General features: G+C 69.1%; 16 protein-coding genes. 9 read left to right on the forward strand and 7 right to left on the reverse strand.

Going from position 1 to position 21958, the window contains the following annotated elements; all coding sequences use genetic code 11:
• Nucleotides 1–103 precede the first annotated feature (103 nt).
• Nucleotides 104–2383 carry a heterodisulfide reductase-related iron-sulfur binding cluster gene (locus ACWDR4_RS44260; protein ID WP_450417124.1) on the reverse strand — a complete coding sequence of 760 codons (2280 nt, stop codon included), beginning with the start codon at nucleotides 2381–2383 and terminating at the stop codon, nucleotides 104–106.
• 238 nt (nucleotides 2384–2621) lie between these two features.
• On the opposite strand from ACWDR4_RS44260, the gene ACWDR4_RS44265 reads away from it, so the two are divergent.
• The 5 genes from ACWDR4_RS44265 (at nucleotide 2622) to ACWDR4_RS44285 (ending at nucleotide 7994) form a co-directional block, all read left to right on the forward strand.
• A complete protein-coding gene (locus ACWDR4_RS44265) occupies nucleotides 2622–3650 on the forward strand; it encodes an MraY family glycosyltransferase (RefSeq protein WP_450417125.1) in 1029 nt (342 codons plus the stop codon).
• A gap of 143 nt (nucleotides 3651–3793) precedes the next feature.
• Entirely contained in the window at nucleotides 3794–5650 is a 1857-nt protein-coding gene (gene dnaK, locus ACWDR4_RS44270) for a molecular chaperone DnaK (RefSeq protein WP_450417126.1), read from the forward strand.
• Nucleotides 5647–6306: a nucleotide exchange factor GrpE gene (gene grpE, locus ACWDR4_RS44275; protein WP_450417127.1), complete on the forward strand. Its 660-nt coding sequence runs from the start codon at nucleotides 5647–5649 to the stop codon at nucleotides 6304–6306. Before dnaK ends, grpE begins: the two co-directional genes overlap by 4 nt.
• 45 nt (nucleotides 6307–6351) lie before the next feature.
• Nucleotides 6352–7542 (forward strand): molecular chaperone DnaJ, encoded by a 1191-nt coding sequence (gene dnaJ, locus ACWDR4_RS44280; protein WP_450417129.1) that lies wholly within the window; start codon nucleotides 6352–6354, stop codon nucleotides 7540–7542.
• Nucleotides 7543–7547: 5 nt separating this feature from the next.
• A complete protein-coding gene (locus tag ACWDR4_RS44285) occupies nucleotides 7548–7994 on the forward strand; it encodes a heat shock protein transcriptional repressor HspR (RefSeq protein WP_450417131.1) in 447 nt (148 codons plus the stop codon).
• Nucleotides 7995–8086: 92 nt separating this feature from the next.
• On the opposite strand, the gene ACWDR4_RS44290 is transcribed toward ACWDR4_RS44285, so the two are convergent.
• Entirely contained in the window at nucleotides 8087–9799 is a 1713-nt protein-coding gene (locus ACWDR4_RS44290) for a fibronectin type III domain-containing protein (protein ID WP_450417133.1), read from the reverse strand.
• 443 nt (nucleotides 9800–10242) lie between these two features.
• On the opposite strand from ACWDR4_RS44290, the gene ACWDR4_RS44295 reads away from it, so the two are divergent.
• Nucleotides 10243–11352, forward strand: a complete 1110-nt coding sequence (locus tag ACWDR4_RS44295; protein WP_450417134.1) for a sugar ABC transporter substrate-binding protein — start codon at nucleotides 10243–10245, stop codon at nucleotides 11350–11352.
• 79 nt (nucleotides 11353–11431) lie between these two features.
• Here ACWDR4_RS44295 and ACWDR4_RS44300 read toward each other — a convergent pair whose 3' ends face one another.
• Genes ACWDR4_RS44300 through ACWDR4_RS44310 form a run of 3 tightly spaced genes read right to left on the reverse strand, consistent with a single transcriptional unit; the run spans nucleotide 11432 to nucleotide 14792 of the window.
• Nucleotides 11432–12274, reverse strand: coding sequence for a transglutaminase family protein (locus ACWDR4_RS44300; protein WP_450417160.1), 843 nt, complete (start codon nucleotides 12272–12274; stop codon nucleotides 11432–11434).
• A 38-nt stretch (nucleotides 12275–12312) separates the two neighbouring features.
• The gene (locus ACWDR4_RS44305; RefSeq protein WP_450417136.1) at nucleotides 12313–13254 is read right to left on the reverse strand and encodes an alpha-E domain-containing protein; all 942 of its coding nucleotides are present in this window, start codon (nucleotides 13252–13254) and stop codon (nucleotides 12313–12315) included.
• Nucleotides 13251–14792 (reverse strand): circularly permuted type 2 ATP-grasp protein, encoded by a 1542-nt coding sequence (locus tag ACWDR4_RS44310; protein WP_450417138.1) that lies wholly within the window; start codon nucleotides 14790–14792, stop codon nucleotides 13251–13253. The genes ACWDR4_RS44305 and ACWDR4_RS44310 overlap by 4 nt, the downstream gene beginning before the upstream one ends.
• Before the next feature lie 403 nt (nucleotides 14793–15195).
• On the opposite strand from ACWDR4_RS44310, the gene ACWDR4_RS44315 reads away from it, so the two are divergent.
• The gene (locus ACWDR4_RS44315) at nucleotides 15196–16338 is read left to right on the forward strand and encodes a LuxR C-terminal-related transcriptional regulator (RefSeq protein ID WP_450417139.1); all 1143 of its coding nucleotides are present in this window, start codon (nucleotides 15196–15198) and stop codon (nucleotides 16336–16338) included.
• Here the strand turns inward: ACWDR4_RS44315 and ACWDR4_RS44320 are convergent.
• Together ACWDR4_RS44320 and ACWDR4_RS44325 are read right to left on the reverse strand one after the other, a co-directional pair.
• Nucleotides 16244–17293 carry a helix-turn-helix transcriptional regulator gene (locus ACWDR4_RS44320; protein WP_450417140.1) on the reverse strand — a complete coding sequence of 350 codons (1050 nt, stop codon included), beginning with the start codon at nucleotides 17291–17293 and terminating at the stop codon, nucleotides 16244–16246. The two genes, ACWDR4_RS44315 and ACWDR4_RS44320, sit on opposite strands and share 95 nt — an antisense overlap.
• Nucleotides 17294–17308: 15 nt before the next feature.
• Nucleotides 17309–18292: a helix-turn-helix transcriptional regulator gene (locus ACWDR4_RS44325; protein ID WP_450417142.1), complete on the reverse strand. Its 984-nt coding sequence runs from the start codon at nucleotides 18290–18292 to the stop codon at nucleotides 17309–17311.
• 325 nt (nucleotides 18293–18617) lie between these two features.
• On the opposite strand from ACWDR4_RS44325, the gene ACWDR4_RS44330 reads away from it, so the two are divergent.
• Both ACWDR4_RS44330 and clpB read left to right on the forward strand, forming a co-directional pair.
• Complete coding sequence (locus tag ACWDR4_RS44330; protein ID WP_450417143.1) at nucleotides 18618–18971, forward strand: hypothetical protein; 354 nt, start codon at nucleotides 18618–18620, stop codon at nucleotides 18969–18971.
• A gap of 328 nt (nucleotides 18972–19299) precedes the next feature.
• Nucleotides 19300–21945, forward strand: a complete 2646-nt coding sequence (gene clpB / locus ACWDR4_RS44335) for an ATP-dependent chaperone ClpB (RefSeq protein ID WP_450417145.1) — start codon at nucleotides 19300–19302, stop codon at nucleotides 21943–21945.
• Nucleotides 21946–21958 lie beyond the last annotated feature (13 nt).

Raw genomic sequence — 21958 nt, forward strand, 5'->3', positions numbered from 1 at the left:
TGCCGACCCACCATCTCCGGGGGCCGTGTTTGTGGGGGCGTTGGGCTCCGCGGGCCGGGCCCGCCCCCCCCGCCCCCCCCCCCTCTCCAACCTGTTCTCAGACCTACTTCACCGGCTGAGGCTCCGGCGCGCTCTCCGCTTCCGCCTCGCCCGCCGGGGGCTCCTCGTCCGGGACCGGGGTCTTCACGGACTCCAGGAGCAGCTGGGCGACGTCCACGACCGTGATGGACTCCTTCGCCTTGCCCTCGTTCTTCTTGCCGTTGACCGAGTCGGTCAGCATGACGAGGCAGAACGGGCAGGCGGTGGACACGATGTCCGGGTTCAGGGACAGGGCCTCGTCGACGCGCTCGTTGTTGATGCGCTTGCCGATCCGCTCCTCCATCCACATCCGCGCGCCACCGGCGCCGCAGCAGAAGCCGCGCTCCTTGTGGCGGTGCATCTCCTGCTGGCGCAGGCCCGGGACGGCCGACATGATCTCGCGCGGGGGCGTGTAGATCTTGTTGTGGCGGCCCAGGTAGCAGGGGTCGTGGTAGGTGATGAGGCCGTCGACCGGGGTCACCGGGAGCAGCTTGCCCTCGTCGATGAGGTGCTGGAGCAGCTGGGTGTGGTGGATGGTCTCGTAGTCGCCGCCGAGCTGCGGGTACTCGTTGCCGATGGTGTTCAGGCAGTGCGGGCAGGTGGCGACGATCTTCTTCGCCGACCTCGGCTTCTTCGTCTCCGGATCCTCGTCGTCCTCGCCGAAGGCCATGTTCAGCGCGGCCACGTTCTCCATGCCCAGTTCCTGGAACAGCGGCTCGTTGCCGAGGCGGCGGGCCGAGTCACCGGTGCACTTCTCGTCGCCGCCCATGATCGCGAACTTGACGCCCGCGATGTGGAGGAGTTCGGCGAACGCCTTCGTCGTCTTCTTCGCGCGGTCCTCCAGGGAGCCCGCGCAGCCGACCCAGTACAGGTACTCGACCTCGCTGAGGTCCTCGATGTCCTTGCCGACGACCGGCACCTCGAAGTCGAGTTCCTTGAGCCATTCCAGGCGCTGCTTCTTCGCCAGGCCCCAGGGGTTGCCCTTCTTCTCCAGGTTCTTGAGCATCGTGCCCGCCTCGGACGGGAACGCGCTCTCGATCATCACCTGGTAGCGGCGCATGTCGACGATGTGGTCGACGTGCTCGATGTCCACCGGGCACTGCTCGACGCAGGCACCGCAGGTCGTGCAGGACCAGAGGACGTCCGGGTCGATGACGCCGTTCTCTTCGAGGGTGCCGATGAGCGGGCGCTCGGCCTCGGCGAGGGCGGCGGCCGGGACGTCGGCCAGCTGCTCCTTGGTCGCCTTCTCGTTGCCCTCCATGTCCTTGCCGCCGCCCGCCAGCAGGTACGGCGCCTTGGCGTGGGCGTGGTCCCGCAGCGACATGATCAACAGCTTGGGGGAGAGGGGCTTGCCGGTGTTCCAGGCCGGGCACTGCGACTGGCAGCGACCGCACTCCGTACACGTCGAGAAGTCGAGCAGGCCCTTCCAGGAGAACTGCTCCACCTGGCTGACGCCGAAGACGTCGTCCTCGCCCGGGTCCGTGAAGTCGATCGGCTTGCCGCCGGACGTCATCGGCTGGAGGGCGCCCAGGGCCGTGCCGCCGGTCGCCTCGCGCTTGAACCAGATGTTCGGGAAGGCGAGGAAGCGGTGCCAGGCGACACCCATGTTGGTGTTGAGCGAGACGACGATCATCCAGACGAACGACGTGCCGATCTTCACCATCGCGGTGAAGTAGATGAGGTTCTGGAGGGTGCCGACGCTCAGGCCCTTGAAGGCGAGGACGAGGGGGTACGAGGCGAAGTACCCGGCCTCGTAGTGCTCGACGTGGTGGATCGCGCCCTCGAGGCCGCGCAGCACGTAGATCGCGAGGCCGATGGTGAGGATGACGTACTCGACGAAGTACGCCTGACCCGCCTTGGAGCCCGCGAAGCGGGACTTGCGGCCGGGGCGCGAGGGGAGGTTCAGCAGGCGGATCACGATGAGTACGGCGATGCCGAGGATCGTCATCACACCGATGAACTCGATGTACATCTCGAACGGCAGGAAGCCGCCGATGACCGGCAGGGTCCAGTCCGCCGAGAAGAGCTGGCCGAAGGCCTGGGCGAGGGTCGGCGGCAGCGTCAGGAAGCCGACCGCGACGAACCAGTGCGCGAAGCCGACGATGCCCCAGCGGTTCATACGCGTATGGCCGAGGAACTCCTTCACCAGCGTCACACTGCGCTGGTAGGGGTTGTCCGTCCGAAGGCCGGCCGGGACCGGCTGGCCGAGTTCGAAGTACCGGACGAACTGACCGATGGCGCGTGCGAGCAGCGCGACGCCGACCACGGTCAGGACCAGCGACACGATGATCGCGGCGAGTTGCATGTCGGGGCTCCTCAGGCCTGCGCACGTAATGACTGCTGACACTGCGCGGTATTACTAAGCGGTAACTTAGGCAGTCTGTCAGAGACTACCCATATCTTGACCCGCACTGTAGTCAGCGGCGGAGTGATCTGAATCGCTGAGGCTTACCTGAGTCGGCCCCCGACCTGCGAGTCAAAACCGATCGTCGTAGATCGTGTTATTCGTACATAATTGTTACGTTTGCACATAACGTGAACCCGTGCTCTACGGGATCCTCGCCGCCACCTCAGCCCTCCTCCTCGCCGCCGTCCTCACCGCCCTCCTGCGGACCCTCGCCCTGCGCCTCGGCGTCCTCGACCGGCGCCGGGCCCGCCCCCTGCCGCTGCTCGGCGGGCTCGCGGTCGTGCTCGCGACCGGACTGGTCGCGGGGGTGGGCGAGTGGACCGGGTACGCCCCTCTGGGGGACGGGATCGGTGCGCTGCTGATCGCCGGGGCGGGTGTCGGCGCGCTCGGGCTCGTGGCAGACCTGTGGCGGGTGAAGGCGCGGTTCCTGGTCGCGGGTACGGCCGTCGCCGCCGCGTTCGTGGTGCCGTACCGGGAGCTGGGGTTCGGGGTCGGGCTGCTCGCCGTCGGCTGGATCGTGTTCGTCGCCGTCGCTTTCCGGGCCCTCGACCACGCCGACGGGCTGGTGGGGACGGTCGGGGTGCTGACCGCCTTCGGGGTGGGCGCGTGTGCCGCCGTCGAGGTGTTCGACGGGCTCGCCGTGCTGCTGAGCGTGCTGGCCGCCGCGCTCACCGGGTTCCTGATGCACAACTGGCATCCCGCGCGGATCGCGTTCGGCGCGTGCGGGTCCCTGTTCACCGGGTTCGTGCTGGCCTCGGCGGCGGTGGTCGTACGGACCGGGCACGAACTGGCGTCCAGTGCGGGCGTGTTGTTCGCGCTCACCGCCGTGGCCGGTGCGGATGTGGTGCTCGTCGTCGTGTCGCGGCGGGTGGCCCGGCGGCCGTTGTCGCGCGGGGGTCCGGACCATCTCGCGCACCGGCTGCGGCGGCTGGGGCTCACCCCGCGCGGGGCGGCCGTGCTGCTCGGGGCGGGGGCCTTCGGGGCGGTGCTGGTGGGGGTGCTCGCGCACGGCCGGTGGGTCGCGGGATCGGGGCTGTGGTGGGTGGTGGGGGTGGCCGGGATGGTCGTACTGGGGCTGCTGAGGGTTCCCGTGTACGGGCTTCGGCGGGCTCCGGCCGTGCAGTCGGCGCAGGTCAGGGCCACGTTGCGCGTAAGGAACGGATAAGAGTTGAGTGGGGTCGACTCAGCTCTGTTGACCGGGCGACGGGAGTGATGCACACTTGAGCCTGTTCCACTCAAGTCAGGCTCCACGTCAGAACACGACAGAGCCGGACTCGATCATTCCACTGTTCCGTTGGAGGATTCGAAATGGCACGTGCGGTCGGCATCGACCTGGGCACGACTAACTCCGTCGTCAGCGTTCTGGAGGGCGGCGAGCCCACCGTCATCACCAACGCCGAGGGTGCCAGGACCACGCCGTCCGTCGTCGCCTTCGCGAAGAACGGTGAGGTGCTGGTCGGCGAGGTGGCCAAGCGCCAGGCGGTCACCAACGTCGACAGGACCATCCGGTCGGTCAAGCGCCACATGGGCACCGACTGGAAGATCGAACTCGACGGCAAGAACTTCAACCCGCAGCAGATGAGCGCCTTCATCCTGCAGAAGCTGAAGCGCGACGCCGAGGCCTACCTGGGCGAGAAGGTCACGGACGCGGTCATCACCGTCCCGGCCTACTTCAACGACTCCGAGCGCCAGGCGACGAAGGAGGCCGGCGAGATCGCGGGCCTGAACGTCCTGCGCATCGTGAACGAGCCGACGGCCGCCGCGCTGGCGTACGGCCTCGACAAGGACGACCAGACGATCCTCGTCTTCGACCTCGGTGGCGGCACCTTCGACGTGTCCCTCCTGGAGATCGGCGACGGCGTCGTCGAGGTGAAGGCCACCAACGGTGACAACCACCTCGGTGGTGACGACTGGGACCAGCGCGTCATGGACTACCTGGTGCAGCAGTTCCGCACCGGCCACGGCGTGGACCTGGGCAAGGACAAGATGGCCCTCCAGCGCCTCCGCGAGGCCGCCGAGAAGGCCAAGATCGAGCTGTCCTCGTCCACCGAGACCTCGATCAACCTGCCCTACATCACGGCCTCCGCCGAGGGCCCGCTGCACCTGGACGAGAAGCTCACGCGCGCCCAGTTCCAGCAGCTGACGGCCGACCTGCTGGAGCGCTGCAAGACGCCGTTCCACAACGTCATCAAGGACGCCGGTATCGCGCTGAGCGAGATCGACCACGTCGTCCTCGTCGGTGGCTCGACCCGTATGCCCGCCGTCGCCGAGCTCGTCAAGGAGCTGACCGGCGGCCGGGACGCCAACAAGGGTGTGAACCCGGACGAGGTCGTCGCCATCGGCGCCGCGCTCCAGGCCGGTGTCCTCAAGGGCGAGGTCAAGGACGTACTCCTCCTCGACGTCACCCCGCTGTCCCTCGGCATCGAGACCAAGGGAGGGATCATGACGAAGCTCATCGAGCGCAACACCACGATCCCGACCAAGCGGTCCGAGATCTTCACGACGGCCGAGGACAACCAGCCGTCCGTCCAGATCCAGGTCTACCAGGGCGAGCGCGAGATCGCGGCGTACAACAAGAAGCTCGGGATGTTCGAGCTGACGGGCCTGCCGCCGGCCCCGCGCGGCGTGCCGCAGATCGAGGTCGCCTTCGACATCGACGCCAACGGCATCATGCACGTGACCGCGAAGGACCTCGGCACGGGCAAGGAGCAGAAGATGACCGTCACCGGCGGCTCCTCGCTGCCGAAGGACGAGGTCGACCGCATGCGCCAGGAGGCCGAGCAGTACGCGGACGAGGACCACCGTCGCCGCGAGGCCGCCGAGACCCGCAACCAGGGCGAGCAGCTCGTCTACCAGACGGAGAAGTTCCTCAAGGACAACGACGACAAGGTCCCCGGCGACATCAAGACCGAGGTCGAGGCCTCGATCGAGGAGCTGAAGGCCGCGCTCAAGGGCGAGGACATCGCCGAGATCCGCACCTCCACGGAGAAGGTCGCCGCCGTCTCGCAGAAGCTGGGCCAGGCCATGTACGCCGACGCCCAGGCGGGGCAGGCAGCCGGCGCCGGTGACGAGGCGCCCGGCGCCGAGGCCCCGAAGGCCGACGACGACGTGGTGGACGCCGAGATCGTCGACGACGAGCGGGAGCGCAAGGACGGTGCCGCGTGACCGAGGAGACCCCGGGCTTCGACGAGAAGCCCGACGTCCCCTCCGGCGCCACCTCCGACGACGCCGAGCCGAAGGGCGCCCCCTCCTCGGAGGGGGCGCCCCCGGCCGGGGACGCAAACGCAGCAGCACAGGTCGCCGGTCTGACGGCCCAGCTGGACCAGGTACGTACGGCGCTCGGTGAGCGCACGGCGGACCTCCAGCGGCTCCAGGCCGAGTATCAGAACTACCGCCGACGGGTCGAGCGGGACCGGATCACGGTCAAGGAGATCGCCATCGCGAGCCTCCTGAGCGAGCTCCTGCCCGTGCTCGACGACATCGGCCGCGCGAGGGAACACGGCGAACTGGTCGGCGGGTTCAAGTCCGTCGCCGAGTCGCTGGAGACCGTCGCCGCCAAGATGGGCCTGCAGCAGTTCGGCAAGGAGGGCGAGCCCTTCGACCCGATGATCCACGAGGCCCTGATGCACTCGTACGCGCCGGACGTCACGGAGACGACCTGCGTGGCGATCCTGCAGCCGGGCTACCGGTTCGGCGAGCGCAATCTGCGTCCCGCGCGGGTCGCGGTGGCCGAGCCCCAGCCCGGGGCGACGCAGGCCGACAAGGGCGACTCCCCGGAGTCGGCGGACGGCAAGGAGAACGGTGGCCCGGAAGAGGGCTGACGTGAGCACTGAGGTGGGGTACTCCGGAAAGGAGGGACGTCGAGGATGAGCACCAAGGACTTCATCGAGAAGGACTTCTACAAGGTCCTCGGCGTCCCCAAGGACGCCACCGAGGCCGAGATCAAGAAGGCGTACCGGAAACTCGCCCGCGAGTTCCACCCGGACGCCAACAAGGGCAATGTCAAGGCCGAGGAGCGCTTCAAGGAGATCTCCGAGGCGAACGACGTCCTCGGCGACCCCAAGAAGCGCAAGGAGTACGACGAGGCCCGCGCCCTCTTCGGCAACGGCGGCTTCCGCCCGGGGCCGGGCGCGGGCGGCGGCTCCTTCAACTTCGACCTGGGCGACCTCTTCGGAGGCGGCGCCCCGGGCCAGGCCGGCGGCGGTTCCGGTGCGGGCGGCTTCGGCGGTGGCATCGGGGACGTCTTCGGCGGCCTGTTCAACCGGGGCGGCGGCGGGACCACCCGTACGCAGCCCAGGCGCGGCCAGGACATCGACACCGAGGTCACGCTGAGCTTCACGGAGGCGGTGGACGGCGCGACGGTCCCGCTGCGCATGACGTCCCAGTCACCGTGCAAGGCGTGCTCGGGCACGGGCGACAAGAACGGCACGCCGAGGGTGTGCCCGACATGCGTAGGGACAGGCCAGGTAGCTCGCGGCTCAGGGGGAGGCTTCTCCCTCACGGACCCCTGCCCGGACTGCAAGGGCCGGGGCCTGATCGCGGAGCACGCGTGCATGGTGTGCAACGGCAGCGGCCGGGCGAAGTCGTCCCGGACGATGCAGGTGCGCATCCCGGCCGGGGTGGCGGACAGCCAACGCATCCGCCTCCGCGGCAAGGGCGCACCGGGCGAACGAGGCGGCCCGGCGGGCGACCTGTACGTCACCGTCCATGTCGACGCCCACCCGGTCTTCGGCCGCAAGGAAGACAACCTGACGGTGACGGTGCCGGTGACGTTCGTCGAGGCGGCACTCGGCGGCGAGGTCAGGGTCCCGACCCTGGGCGGCCCGCCGGTCACCCTGAAGCTGCCGCCGGGCACGCCCAACGGGCGCACGATGCGCGCACGGGGCAAGGGCGCGGTCCGCAAGGACGGCACCCGGGGCGACCTGTTGGTCACCGTCGAGGTGAGTGTCCCGACGGAGCTGACGGGGAAGGCTCGTGACGCACTGGAGGCGTATCGCGAGGCGACCGCGGACGAGGATCCGCGGGCGGAGCTGTTCGAGGCAGCGAAGGGAGCTTGACCGAGATGGACGGCCGTCGACGCAACCCGTACGAACTGACCCAGGAGACCCCGGTCTACGTCATCTCGGTGGCGGCCCAGCTCTCGGGCCTGCACCCGCAGACCCTGCGCCAGTACGACCGCCTGGGCCTGGTCTCCCCCGACCGCACCGCCGGCCGGGGCCGCCGCTACTCGGCCCGCGACATCGAACTGCTCCGCACGGTGCAGGCACTGTCGCAGGACGAGGGCATCAACCTGGCCGGCATCAAGCGCATCATCGAACTGGAGAACCAGGTGGCTGCGTTGCAGTCCCGGGTCGCGGAGATGGAAGCTGCGCTGGACGGGGCTGCGGCTGCTATGCAGCAGCGGGAGGCGGCGGTGCATGCGTCGTACCGGCGGGACCTGGTCCCGTACCAGGAGGTCCAGCAGACCAGTGCGTTGGTGGTTTGGCGGCCTAAGAAGGCGAAGGACTAGGCGTAGGCGGGCGGGTGTGTGACGCGCGCATGTGAAGGGACCCGGGGGTTCGGTTCGAACCTCCGGGCCCCTTTCGTGTGCTCGGGGTCCGCTCAGGGCCGGAGAACCACTGCGCGCCCGCCGGGTGCCGATTCACTGCCGTCGGCGTACAGGGCGGTCACCCAGTAGAAGTGGGTGGTGCCCTTGGTGGCGGTTTCCGCGTAGGAGGTACCTGTTGTGGCGGGTGTCAACTTCTCGTAGGCCTTGGTGCCAGGGTTCCAGTGGTAGACCTGGTAGCCGGTGGCGTCGGCCACGGCATCCCAGTGCAGTTCGATGTGCCCGTCCGGTCCGGTGACCGTCGACAGCTGGACCGGCGAGTCCTCGGGCGTCGGCACGCTCGGCCGCATGTCCAGCTCCGTCGCGCTCACGATTTCGGCCGAACGGCTCTGCTCGAACGGGGAGTTCCAGGAGGTGTCGTACGCGTCGACGAAGAAGCAGCGCTCGACGCCGTCCGGGAGGGTGCCGTAGTTGTACGACGTGACCTCGGGCATCAGCCACACCTCTTGGCGCACGAGGCAGACGTTCCCCGCGTCGGGGTCCTCCTCGTCACGGGGGACCACTTCGCCCGCGTAGACGAGGTACCTGAACATGTCGGGCGCCGGGTTCGCGTCCCAGTCAAGCACGAAGCCGTACTCGGTCGGGGTGGCCGTCAGACCGGTGACGACGGATGGCGGAGTGTCGTCCCGGCGCGTCCCGCTGACGGCGGCGGACCGCTCGGACTCGTTGCCCGACGTGTCGAGCGTGCTCACCCGGTAGTAGTACCGCGTGCGCACCGTCGCCGAGGCGTCCTGGTAGGAGAGCTGGTCCGTGCTGCCGACCGCCGTGTACGTCCCGCTCTCGCTGTCCGCCCGGTACACCCGGTACGACGTCGCCTCCGCGACCGCGCTCCAGCCCAGCCGGAGCCCGCCCGCCTCGGAGCTGTCGGTGATGTCCAGGCCCGTGGGCACCGCGGGAGCGACGCGGTCGACGGTGGTGACGGACTTGTCGGCGCTGCCTGCCGACTGGTTGCCGGCCTTGTCGTGGGCGCGGACGGTGTAGTCGTACGTGGCGCCGGTCACCGGGAGGGTGGTGTCGGTGTACGTGGTGGAGGTGGTCGTCGCGAGAGGGGTGCTCGGATACGAACTCCCCTTCAGACGCCGGTAGACGCGGTAGCCCGAGAGGTCCATATCGCTGTTCTTGGCCCAGGTGAGCTTCGCCTTGCCCGTCGTCTTGTCGTACGTGACGGTGGGCGCCGTGGGGGCCAGCGGCTTGACCTTGTCGACGATCGCCGAAGTGCGAGGCGTGTACGCGAAGTTGACGTTCGCGTTGCCCGTGAAGTTGGCGTAGTCGACGCGGAGGGTGTGTTTGCCGGAGGGGATGGTGAGGTTGACGGTCTTCTTCTGGATCGTCGTGACGTTCTTCCAGAGGTTGACCTTGATCTTGCCGTCGAGGTAGACGCGGATGCCGTCCTGCGTGGCGGCGGTGAGGGCGAAGGGCCCGCCGGAGCCGAAGTCCCTCGTCACCGTCCAGCGGACGCCGAAGTTGTCCTTCGGGAGGCCGGTGGCCGGGGCCTTCGCGCCCCAGTTCTCGGCGACGGCCGCGTCACAGTCCGTCCGCTTCGGCGTGCCGGAGAAGCCGGTGTTCGCGAAGAACTGCCGTTTGTAGACGGGAGAGGTGCACGTCGTCGCGGCGGAGGCGGCCGGGGCAGCGGTGCTGAGCAGGGCGCCGGCGGTGGTGAGCACGAGGGCGGTGGTGGCTGCCTGCGTCGTGCGTCTGGCTGGGTTCAATGCGGTCCTTCGAGTCCTGATCGTCAACGGCGAGAAAAGGGCCGTTGACGATCAGGACTCGTGAGGATGTGGATTGGTTGTAGGGCTGTTGTGACTGTTTTTGATTTCTGGTGCCGGTGGGACTCGTAGGTGCCGTCGTGCGTGCCGTCGTGCGTGTGGCTGAGATCATTCGGCCCTTCGCGTCCACGCGTCCTTCGCGCCCGTCGTGTCCATGCAGGGAACGTCCGTACGGGACATTGCATGGAGGGTCTGCGGCGGCCGTTTGTGCGGACATCCTCTACTTCTCCACATGATCAGCGGAGCGTGATGTTGCCATCTCGTTAAGTGGTTCCGCTTGACGTCCGGGGGGTCGTCAACGTTGGCTTTCAGCCACATGGGTCGCACTGCTGCGTCCTCGTCCGGAAACGCCTGAAGTGAGTGCCCGAATGCCGAGAACACCCCGTATGCGTCGTATTGCCATAGCCGTGGCCGCCTCCACGGCGATGGTCTCCCTCGCCGCGGGCTGCGGCGTGCTCGACGCCGGCGGGGAGACCACCGAGGCGACCCCGACCAAGGGCAACGACATCACGGTGGGGCTGCTGCTTCCGGAGACGGAGAACACTCGGTACGACAAGTTCGACTACCCGATCATCAAGAGCAAGGTCGCGTCGCTCACCAGCGGTCAGGGCCGGGTCGAGTACGCCAACGCCGGAGCGGACGCCGCCAAGCAGGCCCAGCAGCTCCAGAAGATGATCGACGACAAGGTCGACGTCCTGCTCCTCGACGCCGTGGACGCGCACGCCATCGCGAGCGGGGTCAAGAAGGCCAAGGCCGCCGGGATTCCCGTCATCGCGTACGACAGGCTGGCCGAGGGCCCCATCGACGCGTACATCTCCTTCGACAACGAACTCGTCGGCGAGGTGCAGGGACGTTCCCTCCTGGAGGCCCTCGGCGGTGACGTCGACCCCACCGAGAAGATCGTCATGATGAACGGGTCGGTCACCGACCCGAACGCCGCGCAGTTCAAGGAGGGCGCCCTCTCCGAGCTGAACGGCAAGGTGACGATCGCGCGGTCCTTCGACACCAAGGACTGGAAGCCCGAGAACGCCAGGGCGAACATGACCAAGGCGATCGAGGCCATCGGCAAGGACGACATCGCCGGCGTCTACTCCGCCAACGACGGCATGGCGGGCGGCATCATCCAGGCCCTGGAGGCCGCGGGCGTCACCAAGCTGCCGCCGATCACCGGGCAGGACGCCGAACTGGCCGCCGTGCAGCGGATCGTCTCCGGCGAGCAGTACATGAGCGTCTACAAGTCGTACCCGCAGGAGGCCGAGACGGCGGCCGAGATGGCCGTCGCCCGCATCCAGGGCCGCGACATCCAGTTCGACGCCCTCACCCGGGACAGGGTCGACAGCCCGACCAACAAGGACGTCCCGTCCCAGCTCGTGAGCGTCGTCGCCCTGACGAAGCTCAACATCAAGACCACGGTCATCGAGGACGGCATCTACAAGGTGTCCGACATCTGCACGGCCAAGTACGAGGACGAGTGCGAGGCCATCGGCCTGAAGTAGGGCGCATCTTGGGGCAGCGCAGCGCACCCTGGGGCAGCGAACCGCCCCAGGGCCATGCCTGCTTCACGCCACGCCCGCTTCACGCCACCCGAGTGAACTCCACCGTCACCTCGGGCGGCCCCCCGGCCACACCCCGGTACACGCCCTTGTGCGGTGTCACGTCGTCGTAGTCGCGCCCCCGGCCGACCACCACATGGGACTCGTCGGCGCGCGTCCGGTTCGTCGGGTCGTAGCCGCACCAGTCGCCCGCCCAGTACTCGACCCAGGCGTGGGACTGGCCCTCCACCGGGCGGTGCAGCTCCGCCTCCCGCTCGGGGTGGAGGTAGCCGGAGACATAGCGGGTGGGCAGGCCCACGCCCCGCAACAGCGCGATCGTGACGTGCGCGATGTCCTGGCAGACGCCCGCGCCCTGCTCCCACGCCTCCGCCGCCGACGTGTTCACGCCCGTCGTGCCGGGCAGGTACGACACCCGGTCCGCGACCAGCGCCGACACCGCGGTCGCCGTCCCGTGCGGGTCGAGGCCCGCCGCCACCTCCCGTGCCCGCTCGACCAACTCGGGCGGGACCGTCGTACGCGTCGTGGTCGTCGCGTACTCCAACAGGCGGGAGTTCGCGGTCCGTTCGGCCACCTCGGCCCAGCTGGGCGCGGGGTCGAGCGGTCCCGGCGGGGCCGTCTCCACCAGGCTCTGGGCGGTGATCGTGAGGTCGGCGTGCGGGTCCATCAGGTCGAAACCGGTGACCTGCGTGCCCCAGTAGTCCCAGTACGACCAGGTCGGCGTCGTCGGGTTCACGGTTACCCGGGCGTCCAGCGTCGTCTGGCCGGGCAGCGTCAGCGGGGTCATCCGGACCTCGTTGTGCGAGGACACCGCGGCCTGCGTGTACGCGACCCGGGTGATGTGCCGGATACGGAGCCGGCGGGTCATCGGCGTGCTCGTCGACATGATGCTCGTCCCGTTGCTGCTCATACTGCTCGCGCTCCTTCCTGGGCCCACTCCACGGGCCCCTGGTACGGGAAGAACCTCTCGGCGACCGCCTCCGCCGATGCCATACAGGCGGTCTGCAAGTCCCTCAGCAGTGACGGGAGTTGGTCTTCCATGGCTTGCGAGTCCAGATACTCGAGCCTGGTCCGCAGCCTTCCGATCGGGCGGCGGGCCGGGTCCTGGCGCGGACGGCCAAGGGCCGCGAGGCACTCCTCGGCCGTGGTGAGGGCGTGCAGTGCCGAACGCGGGAAGTCCCGGTCCAGGAGCAGGAATTCGGCCACTCTCGGGGTGTCGCCGAAACCGCCGTACACCCGCGCGTACGCCTCGTCCGCACCGCTCGCGCTCAGCAGCGTCGGCCAGTCCGGGGCGTGGGCGGCGTCCAACACCCGTACCGACAGCAGCCGTACGGTCATGTCCACCCGCTCCAGGCTGCGCCCCAGGACGACGAAACGCCAGCTGTCGTCCCGGCTCATCGTCGAATCGGCGAGCCCGAAGAAGAGGGCCGCCCGACGCCGTACCAGCTCCAAGTAGGCGTAGGGGCCGGTACGTCGGGCCGCGAGCCGCTGGTCGGCGAGCGCGTGCCACGTCGAGTTGAGGCACTCCCACATCTCCGAGGAGACGGCCTCGCGTGCACTGCGGGCGTTCAACCGGGCGGCCCCCAGCGCGCCCTCGATCGCGCACGTCGAGCGGGCGTCGAAGGCGAGCTGGTCCAACACCTGCTGCATGTCCACGGGTTGGCCGCCCGCGTCGACGCCCAGGATGGCGTACAGGGAGCGGCAGGCCGCGTCCTCGTCGCGCCAGGGGTCCTCCAGCAGACGGTGCAGATAGGCGTCCAGGATGCGGCTCGTGGCGTCGGCCCGCTCCACGTAACGGCCCGTCCACGTCAGGGCCTCGGCTATCCGGGAGAGGATCACGTCGTTCACTGCTGCGCCCCTTCCTGTACGAGGGTGAGGTTGCCGTCGGGTCCGTGCTGGCGCGGGGCGACCTCGGGCGGTGCGCCGGCCGGTTCGGGGTCCGGGCTCTCGGCGGGGCCCTCGGCGAGCACCCAGGTGTCCTTGGAGCCGCCGCCCTGGCTGGAGTTGACGATGAGGTTGCCTTCCTGGAGGGCGACGCGGGTGAGCCCGCCCGGCAGGACCCAGACGTCGCTGCCGTCGTTCACGGCGAACGGGCGCAGGTCGATGTGGCGCGGCGCCATCCGCTCACCGGCGAGGGTCGGGGAGGTGGAGAGCGCGACCGGGCGCTGGGCGATCCAGCCCCGGGGATCGGCGGCCACCGCCGCCCGGCACTTCTCCAGGGTCTCCCGGTCGGCTTTCGGCCCGATGACGATGCCCTGGCCGCCGGCGCCGTCGACGGGCTTGATGACCAGCTGGTCGATCTGGTCGAGAACGGCGTCCAACTGCCCCGGCTCGTCCGGACGGAACGACTCCACGTTCGGAAGAATCGGTTCCTCAGAGAGGTAGTACCGGATCAGATCGGGTACGTACGTGTAGAGCAGCTTGTCGTCCGCGATGCCGTTGCCGACCGCGTTGGCGAGGGTGACGGTGCCCGATTGGGCGGCGCCCATGATGCCAGGGCAGCCGATCACCGAGTCGGGCCGGAAGTGGAGCGGATCGAGGAAGTCGTCGTCCAGCCGTCGGTATACGACATGGACGGGCACCTCACCGCGCGTGGTCCGCATCCACACCCGGTTCTTACGGCACACCAGATCGTGCCCCTCGACCAGCTGCACGCCCATCAGCCGGGCCAGCAGGGCGTGTTCGAAGTAGGCGGCGTTGCTCGGACCGGGGGTCAGGACGACCACCCGCGGGTCGGCGGCGCCGTCGGGCGCGGCGGCGCGCAGGGCGGCCAGCAGGCGCTGCGCGTAGCCGTCGACGGGGACGACGTGCTGCTCGGCGAAGAGGGACGGGAAGATGCGGGTCATCGCCCGCCGGTTCTCGATGACGTACGACACCCCGGACGGCACCCGGACGTTGTCCTCAAGCACCCGGAAGTCCCCGGCCTCGTCGCGGACGAGATCGATGCCGGCGACATGGATGCGTACCCCGCCCGGTGGCTCGATGCCGTGGGCGGCCCGGTGGAAGTGGTCCGAGCCGAGCAGCAGCCGCCAGGGCACGACCCCGTCCTCGAAGGCCCGGCAGGGCCCGTAGGCGTCCGCGAGATAGGCCTCCAGGGCCCGCACCCGCTGGGCGACCCCGCGCTGGATGAGGTCCCACTCCAGCGCGTCCAGGATCCTCGGCACGAGGTCCAGCGGCCAGGGCCGTTCCTCGCCCGCGAAGGCGTAGGTCACCCCGCGGTCGGTGAAGGCCCGGGCCATCTGGTCGGCGCGGAAGCGCAGTTCGGTCGGTTCGATGGGCTGGAGCGCCGCCAGTACCGGCTCATAGGCGGTCCTGACCTCACCCGGCCGCACAAACATCTCGTCCCACGCGTCGGCCAGCGCGTACGCGTCAAATATGTCCGCCATGACCTGACGGTAGGGGCGGGACGTAACGGGACGATCTCCGAGTGGTTTCCGGCAGCTCACGCGAAAGCTGTGGTACGCGCTTTCTCCCGGGTTTGCCGCGCGCGGCTCTGGGCAGGCTGATGCCCCGGCCGGATGGGGGCACCCTGCCGGGGCTGCTTCGGACGTTCCCCCGTGCGCCGCAAGGCGCCCCCGTTACGTCCATGGGAAGCGCCTTCCACAATGCCCTCACGAACAACGCCCCACCACCGTCAGCTTGTTGCAGGGACACGGGCGGAGGAGGGGCGAAAGTCGGACATAGCAGGGGGATCGGGGGCGCGTGACGGGCGGAGCCGTGTTGCGGACCACGTCCGGGCCGCGCATAGTTGCGCTGCAAACAGGGCTGGACGCAGGGGTGGGATGGGCGATGGCCGGGCACGGGACGGACGAGCATCCACACGGTGCTGACCGACTGTGCGAGGCCGGGGATCGCGTGTATTCCCGGGCCGTACGGCGGGGCCGTGTGCGGCGCCTCGACGCCGAGGCGGTGCCGTGCCTGCTCGAACTCGCCCTGCTGCACCCCGACCCCGACGACATGGCCTGGCTGGTGCCGACCTCCCCGCAGGAGGTCATGACCCGGCTGCTGCGCGGTGTCTACGACGAGGTCAGCGTGAGCCAGCGGCGCGTGGGCTCGGCGGTCGCGGCCTTCGAGTGGTACGCGGCCCTGGGCGAGCAGATCCCGTCCCCGGGCTCCGGCGGAGGCCCCGGCGGCGGCACCGGATACGGCCACGCCGGCGAGGGCACCGCCCTGCGGGTCCTGGACGGCCTCACCCGCATCCAGACCGCGATGGACGAGGCGACCCAGGCCTGTACGACCGAGGTGCTGACCGTCCAGCCCGGCGGGATCCGCCGAGAGTACGAACTCTCGGAGGGCCTGCACCGGGCGCTCGAACTGCGCGGACGCGGCGTACGGATGCGCGGCCTCTACAACCATGTGGCCCGGCACGGCCAGGGACTGCTGAACTACCTCGAACTGATGGGCGGCTCGGCCGAGGCGCGCACCCTCGACGAGGTGATCGAGCGGCTGATCCTCTTCGACCGCACGGTGGCCTTCATCCCCGCGAACGCGGAGCGGACGGTCGCGCTGGAGATCCGCCATCCGGCGCTGGTGCAGTACCTCGTCACGGTCTTCGACCGCATGTGGCGCCTGGCCATCCCGCTCATGGCCCCGCTCCCCGACACGGGCATCGAGGGCATCTCGCACCGGGAGCGCTCGATCGCGGCCCTTCTCGCCGAGGGCCACCAGGACGCCGTGGTCGCGGAACGGCTGGGCATCAGCGTACGGACCTGCCGGGCGCACATCGCCCGGCTCTCGGAGACGCTGGGGGCGGCCAGCCGGACACAGCTGGGGGTGCGGATCGCGCAGGCGGGGCTGGACGGGGCGAGGGGCCCGGCGGACCAGGGTGGCGGCGCGGTCAGTCTTCCGGCGCCGATGCCCCCTCCGGAGCCCGTTGCTGCCCGCCCCGAGGCTGCTCCGACTCCGGCTCCAGAATCCCCGCCTGCCCGATGAGGTAACCGAGCTGGGCACGGCTGTCGCTGCCGAGGGTCGCGGCGAGCTTGGCGATGTGGACCCGGGCGGTACGGACGTTCATGCCGAGGCGGGTCGCGATGACGGCGTCGGTGTGGCCTTCGACGAGGAGGGCGGCGATGGCTCGCTGGCGGGGTGTGATGCCGTTGAGGGACGGGTGCGCGGCGGCCTGCGGGTGCATCGGGGTGGCCAGCTGCCACAGCCGCTCGAAGGCGGTCACGAAGTACGCGACGAGGGCGGGGTTGCGGACTTCGAGGGCGACGGCGGAGCCCGGCGGGCCCGTCCGGTCGGGCACGAAGGCGACGGTCCGGTCGACGATGATCATCCGGTCGGTGACCTCGTCGAGGAAGCGGGCCTCCGCGTCCCCGCGCAGCTTGTCGTAGCGGTTGAAGAAGGACGGCTGGTGGCGCGCGGTGGCCTGGTAGAGGGTACGAATACGGGAGCCCCGGTCGAGCAGGGCCTGGTCGCGGGCCATGGCGATGGCGTGCATGCGCGCGCTGGCCTTGCCGTACTCGCTGGTCGGCTGGATGCAGAGGAGTTCCAGGGAAGCGGCGGCGATGGCCTCGGTGATGGCCTGATTGATCCGCTCGCTGCCCAGCAGGACGCTGATCGTCGGGGTGCCCGTCCGTACGGCCGGTGTCTCGACGCGCAGCAGCGGGGCGAACAGCTCCGCGAGCCGTTCCTCACGCCGCCGCTCGGCCGCGATGCGCTCCGCGGTGCCGCGCAGCAGCCGGTGCAGGGCGAGCGGCGGGGCCACGGGCTCCAGCCGGTCCAGGTCGTCGACGACCGGCTGCAGCAGCCCGAGGTCGACCAGACAGGGGGCGTCGGCCGTGTCGGCGGTCCGTACGTGGCCCTCGTGCAGGGCGCGCACGTAGAGAGCCGAACCCGCTTCGCAGAGGTCGTCCCCGCTGTGGTCGCGATGGGTGGACGGGGTCACTGGGCGGTTCTCTCCTCAGCGTTCCTGGTCCAGGAGCCCGGACTGTGCGATGAGATAGCCGAGCTGGGCGCGGCTGCCACTGCCCAGGGCGGTGGCCAGTTTGGCTATGTGGGCGCGGCAGGTGCGGACGTTCATCCCGAGCCGACGGGCGATGGCCTCGTCGACGTGGCCCTCCACCAGGAGCTTGGCGATGGAGTACTGGACGGGGCTGATGCCGTTGGGGTCGATGTCGTTCGGGACGTCCTCGGTCAGCGGGACAGCGCGCTGCCAGAGCTGCTCGAAGACCTTGCTGAGGTAGATGACGAGTCCGGGATGCCGCAGTTCGAGAGCGACACGTCGGTCGTCGCTCGCGGGGATGAAGGCGACTGTGCGGTCGAAGATGATCAGGCGCTCGATGAGTTCTTCCAGCGTACGGACCTGGATCTTGCCGTCGGATATGCGCTCGATGTAGGCGAGCGTGCTCTGGCTGTGCCTGGCGGTGTGCTGGTAGAGCGTGCGCATCCGGACCCCGCGGTCGGTGAGCGGCCGGTCGCGCTCCAGGGCCTGCATCAGGGTGTCGGCGTGCCGGCCGCCGCCGGGCTGGATGGTCAGCATCTCGGTATGGCACTCGGCGGTGGCGTAGTCCAGCGCCGCGTTGATCCGGTCGAACCCTTCCAGCACGGTGATGGCGTGGATGCTCGCCTGGTTCTGGGTGCTGATCGCGATGAACGGTTCGAAGACGTCGGTCAGCTCGACCGTATGGCGCCGGGTCTCCTGGATCTCGCGCTCCAGCGGGTGCAGTCGCTGCGCGAGCGCGATGGCCGGAGGAACCGGGCGCAGCCAGTTCGCGTCGTCCGGGTCGGGATGGAGCAGCGCGAACTCCAGCAGGCACGGAGCCGGTTCCACCTCCCCGCGGGTGATTTTTCCGGAGCGCAGGGCGCTGGCGTAAATCCGCGTGCCTTCGTCGCACAGCTCAGTGACGGCATGGGTATGTGTCGGTTTAGTGTCTTTTGTTGTCATTTCTCCACCCCCCAGGGTCCTGAACGTGCAGGAACATGATGCATCGCTCCTGTGGCATTGACGTGCCTGAATGAGCCATCGTCTTGTTGCGACGGGGGAGAAGATTCGATCGAGTGAGGACGAAGCCGACTATGCGCGCGAGATTGCTTGGGTCAGTACTTGCCGCCGTCTTCTCCGTCGTGGTGACTGTCGGTGCTCTTGGCGGGTCGGAGCTGCCCGACTCGACGGTTCCACCGCCCGACAGCGGTTGGGACTCCGTCCAGGCGGCGGATCTGACGTTTCCGGCTGACAGCGGTTGGGACTCCAGTCCGGTGGATGCGGACGTATGACCACGCCTCCCGACGATCGTTCTTTCCGCCGAGAAATGGCCACAGCCTACCGCTCCGGCTGGCACTTCATCGACCTGGTCACCGCCATCCCCCACAGCGGTGACTCGCTGATGGTGACCGTCTTCGGAGAGCCGGTTGTCGTGACGCGGGACGACGACGAGGACGTCCGGGCGTACCGGTGTCTGCGGCGGCCTCGGGGGGCGCCGCAGCCCGTACGGTGTGCCATCCGGTACGGAATGATCTTTGTGAACCTGGACCAGCGCGACCATCGGCTGGACCACCCCGACATCCCGGACATCCCCGATATCCAGGACGTATATACCATCTCAGCCACCCCCCGCAGTGCCTGACGCGATTCCCCCGTCGCAGTAGATCGCTCAGGTGCTTCCCCCCGCAGCGGCGTCACCGTGACCTGAACACGGTGACGCCGCTGCAGTTTTACGGGAAATGTCCGGGTCTAGCCGGATCTTGTCACGGATAGGGCAAGCGCTCGCTTGGCTGAAAGTGATCGTTCCCGCGCTGCCCTCTCGGTGTTCTCGGCCGTCCATCCGTCATTCAGGATGGGCGGCTTTTCGGTCTGTCCGCCCCCGGCCCGCACCTTGAGTGGAATAGACTCAACTTTGTGTACGCTGGTTGTGTCAGTCGTGCAGGGAGAGCCGTGGAGAGGAGACAGCGACCGTGGACGCCGAGCTGACCAACAGGAGCCGGGACGCGATCAACGCGGCCAGCAGCAAGGCCGTGTCCGGGGGGCACGCGGATCTGACCCCGGCGCACTTGCTGCTTGCGCTGCTCAGCGGTCGAGGCCAGCAAGCAAACGAGAACATCACCGACCTGCTGGCCGCCGTCGAGGCCGACCAGGCGGCCGTACGGTCGGGCGCCGAACGCGTACTTGCCTCGCTACCGAGCGTGACCGGCTCGACTGTCGCACCCCCACAACCCAACCGGGAACTTCTTTCGGTCATCGCCGATGCGGCCGAACGGGCGAAGGAGCTGGGCGACGAGTACCTCTCCACCGAGCATCTCCTCATCGGTATCGCCGCGAAGGGCGGCGCCGCCGGGGACGTACTCTCCCAGCAGGGCGCCGGCGCGAAGAAGCTGCTGGACGCGTTCCAGAAGAGCAGGGGAGGGCGTCGCGTGACCACAGCCGACCCCGAGGGCCAGTACAAGGCCCTGGAGAAGTTCGGTACGGACTTCACGGCCGCCGCGCGGGAGGGCAAGCTCGACCCGGTCATCGGCCGCGACCAGGAGATCCGCCGGGTCGTCCAGGTGCTGTCCCGGCGTACGAAGAACAACCCGGTCCTCATCGGGGAGCCGGGCGTCGGCAAGACGGCCGTCGTCGAGGGCCTCGCCCAGCGGATCGTGAAGGGCGACGTACCCGAGTCCCTGAAGAACAAGCGCCTCGTCTCCCTGGACCTCGGCGCGATGGTCGCGGGGGCGAAGTACCGCGGTGAGTTCGAGGAGCGCCTGAAGACGGTCCTGGCGGAGATCAAGGACTCCGACGGCCAGATCATCACCTTCATCGACGAACTCCACACGGTCGTCGGCGCGGGCGCCGGCGGCGACTCCTCGATGGACGCCGGCAACATGCTGAAGCCGATGCTGGCGCGCGGTGAGCTGCGCATGGTCGGCGCGACGACCCTCGATGAGTACCGCGAACGCATCGAGAAGGACCCGGCGCTGGAGCGCCGCTTCCAGCAGGTCCTGGTGGCGGAACCCTCGGTCGAGGACACGATCGCGATCCTGCGCGGACTCAAGGGCCGGTACGAGGCCCACCACAAGGTGGTGATCGCGGACAGCGCGCTGGTGGCCGCGGCGACTTTGTCGGACCGCTACATCACGTCCCGATTCCTCCCGGACAAGGCGATCGACCTGGTGGACGAGGCGGCCTCCCGCCTCCGCATGGAGATCGACAGCTCCCCCCTCGAGATCGACGAACTCCAGCGCGCTGTCGACCGGTTGAAGATGGAGGAACTCGCGCTGGAGAAGGAGACCGACCCGGCCTCGCGCGAGCGACTGGAACGGCTGCGCCGCGATCTCGCCGACAAGGAGGAGGAGTTGCGCGGGCTGACGGCCCGTTGGGAGAAGGAGAAGCAGTCCCTCAACCGGGTCGGCGAGCTGAAGGAGAAGCTCGACGAACTCCGCGGCCAGGCCGAACGGGCCCAGCGCGACGGCGACTTCGACACCGCCTCCAAGCTCCTCTACGGCGAGATCCCCACCCTGGAACGGGACTTGGAGGAAGCCTCGGAGGAAGAGGAGGAGGCCTCCAGGGACACCATGGTCAAGGAGGAGGTCGGCCCCGACGACATCGCGGACGTGGTCGGCGCCTGGACCGGCATCCCGGCCGGCCGCCTCCTGGAGGGCGAGACCCAGAAACTCCTGCGCATGGAGGAGGAGTTGGGCCGCCGGCTCATCGGCCAGTCAGAGGCGGTCCAGGCGGTGTCGGACGCGGTACGGAGGACGAGGGCGGGCATCGCGGACCCGGACCGCCCGACGGGTTCGTTCCTCTTCCTCGGCCCGACAGGCGTGGGCAAGACAGAACTGGCGAAGGCCCTGGCCGACTTCCTCTTCGACGACGAGCGGGCGATGGTCCGCATCGACATGTCGGAGTACGGCGAGAAGCACAGCGTGGCGAGGCTGGTCGGCGCCCCGCCCGGCTACGTCGGCTACGAGGAGGGCGGCCAGCTGACCGAGGCGGTGCGCCGCCGCCCGTACAGCGTGGTGCTCCTGGACGAGGTCGAGAAGGCCCACCCGGAGGTCTTCGACATCCTCCTCCAGGTCCTCGACGACGGCCGCCTCACGGACGGCCAGGGCCGCACGGTCGACTTCCGCAACACCATCCTGATCCTGACGTCGAACCTGGGCAGCCAATTCTTGAGTGGACACAGCCTGGTGGAACCGCTGACGTCGGAGGAGGAGAAGAAGCAGCAGGTGCTGGAGGTGGTCAGGGCGTCCTTCAAGCCGGAGTTCCTGAACCGCCTGGACGACCTGGTGGTCTTCTCCGCGCTGAACAGGGCGGAACTGGAGCGGATCGCTGGGCTCCAGATCGGTCGCCTCGCGAAGCGCCTGGCCGAACGCCGCCTCACCCTGGACGTCACCCCGGCCGCCCTGGCCTGGCTCGCGGACGAGGGCAACGACCCCGCGTACGGCGCCCGCCCCCTCCGCCGCCTGATCCAGACGGCGATCGGCGACCGCCTCGCCAAGGAGATCCTGGCGGGCGAGGTCAAGGACGGCGACACGGTCCGGGTGGACGCGTTCGGGGAGGGGCTGATCGTCGGGCCGGCGGCCGGGGAAACGGGACCCGGCGTGAGCGGAAAGACGCTCTGAGCTGAATTACGCC

This window comes from Streptomyces sp. NPDC000878 (assembly GCF_053599695.1).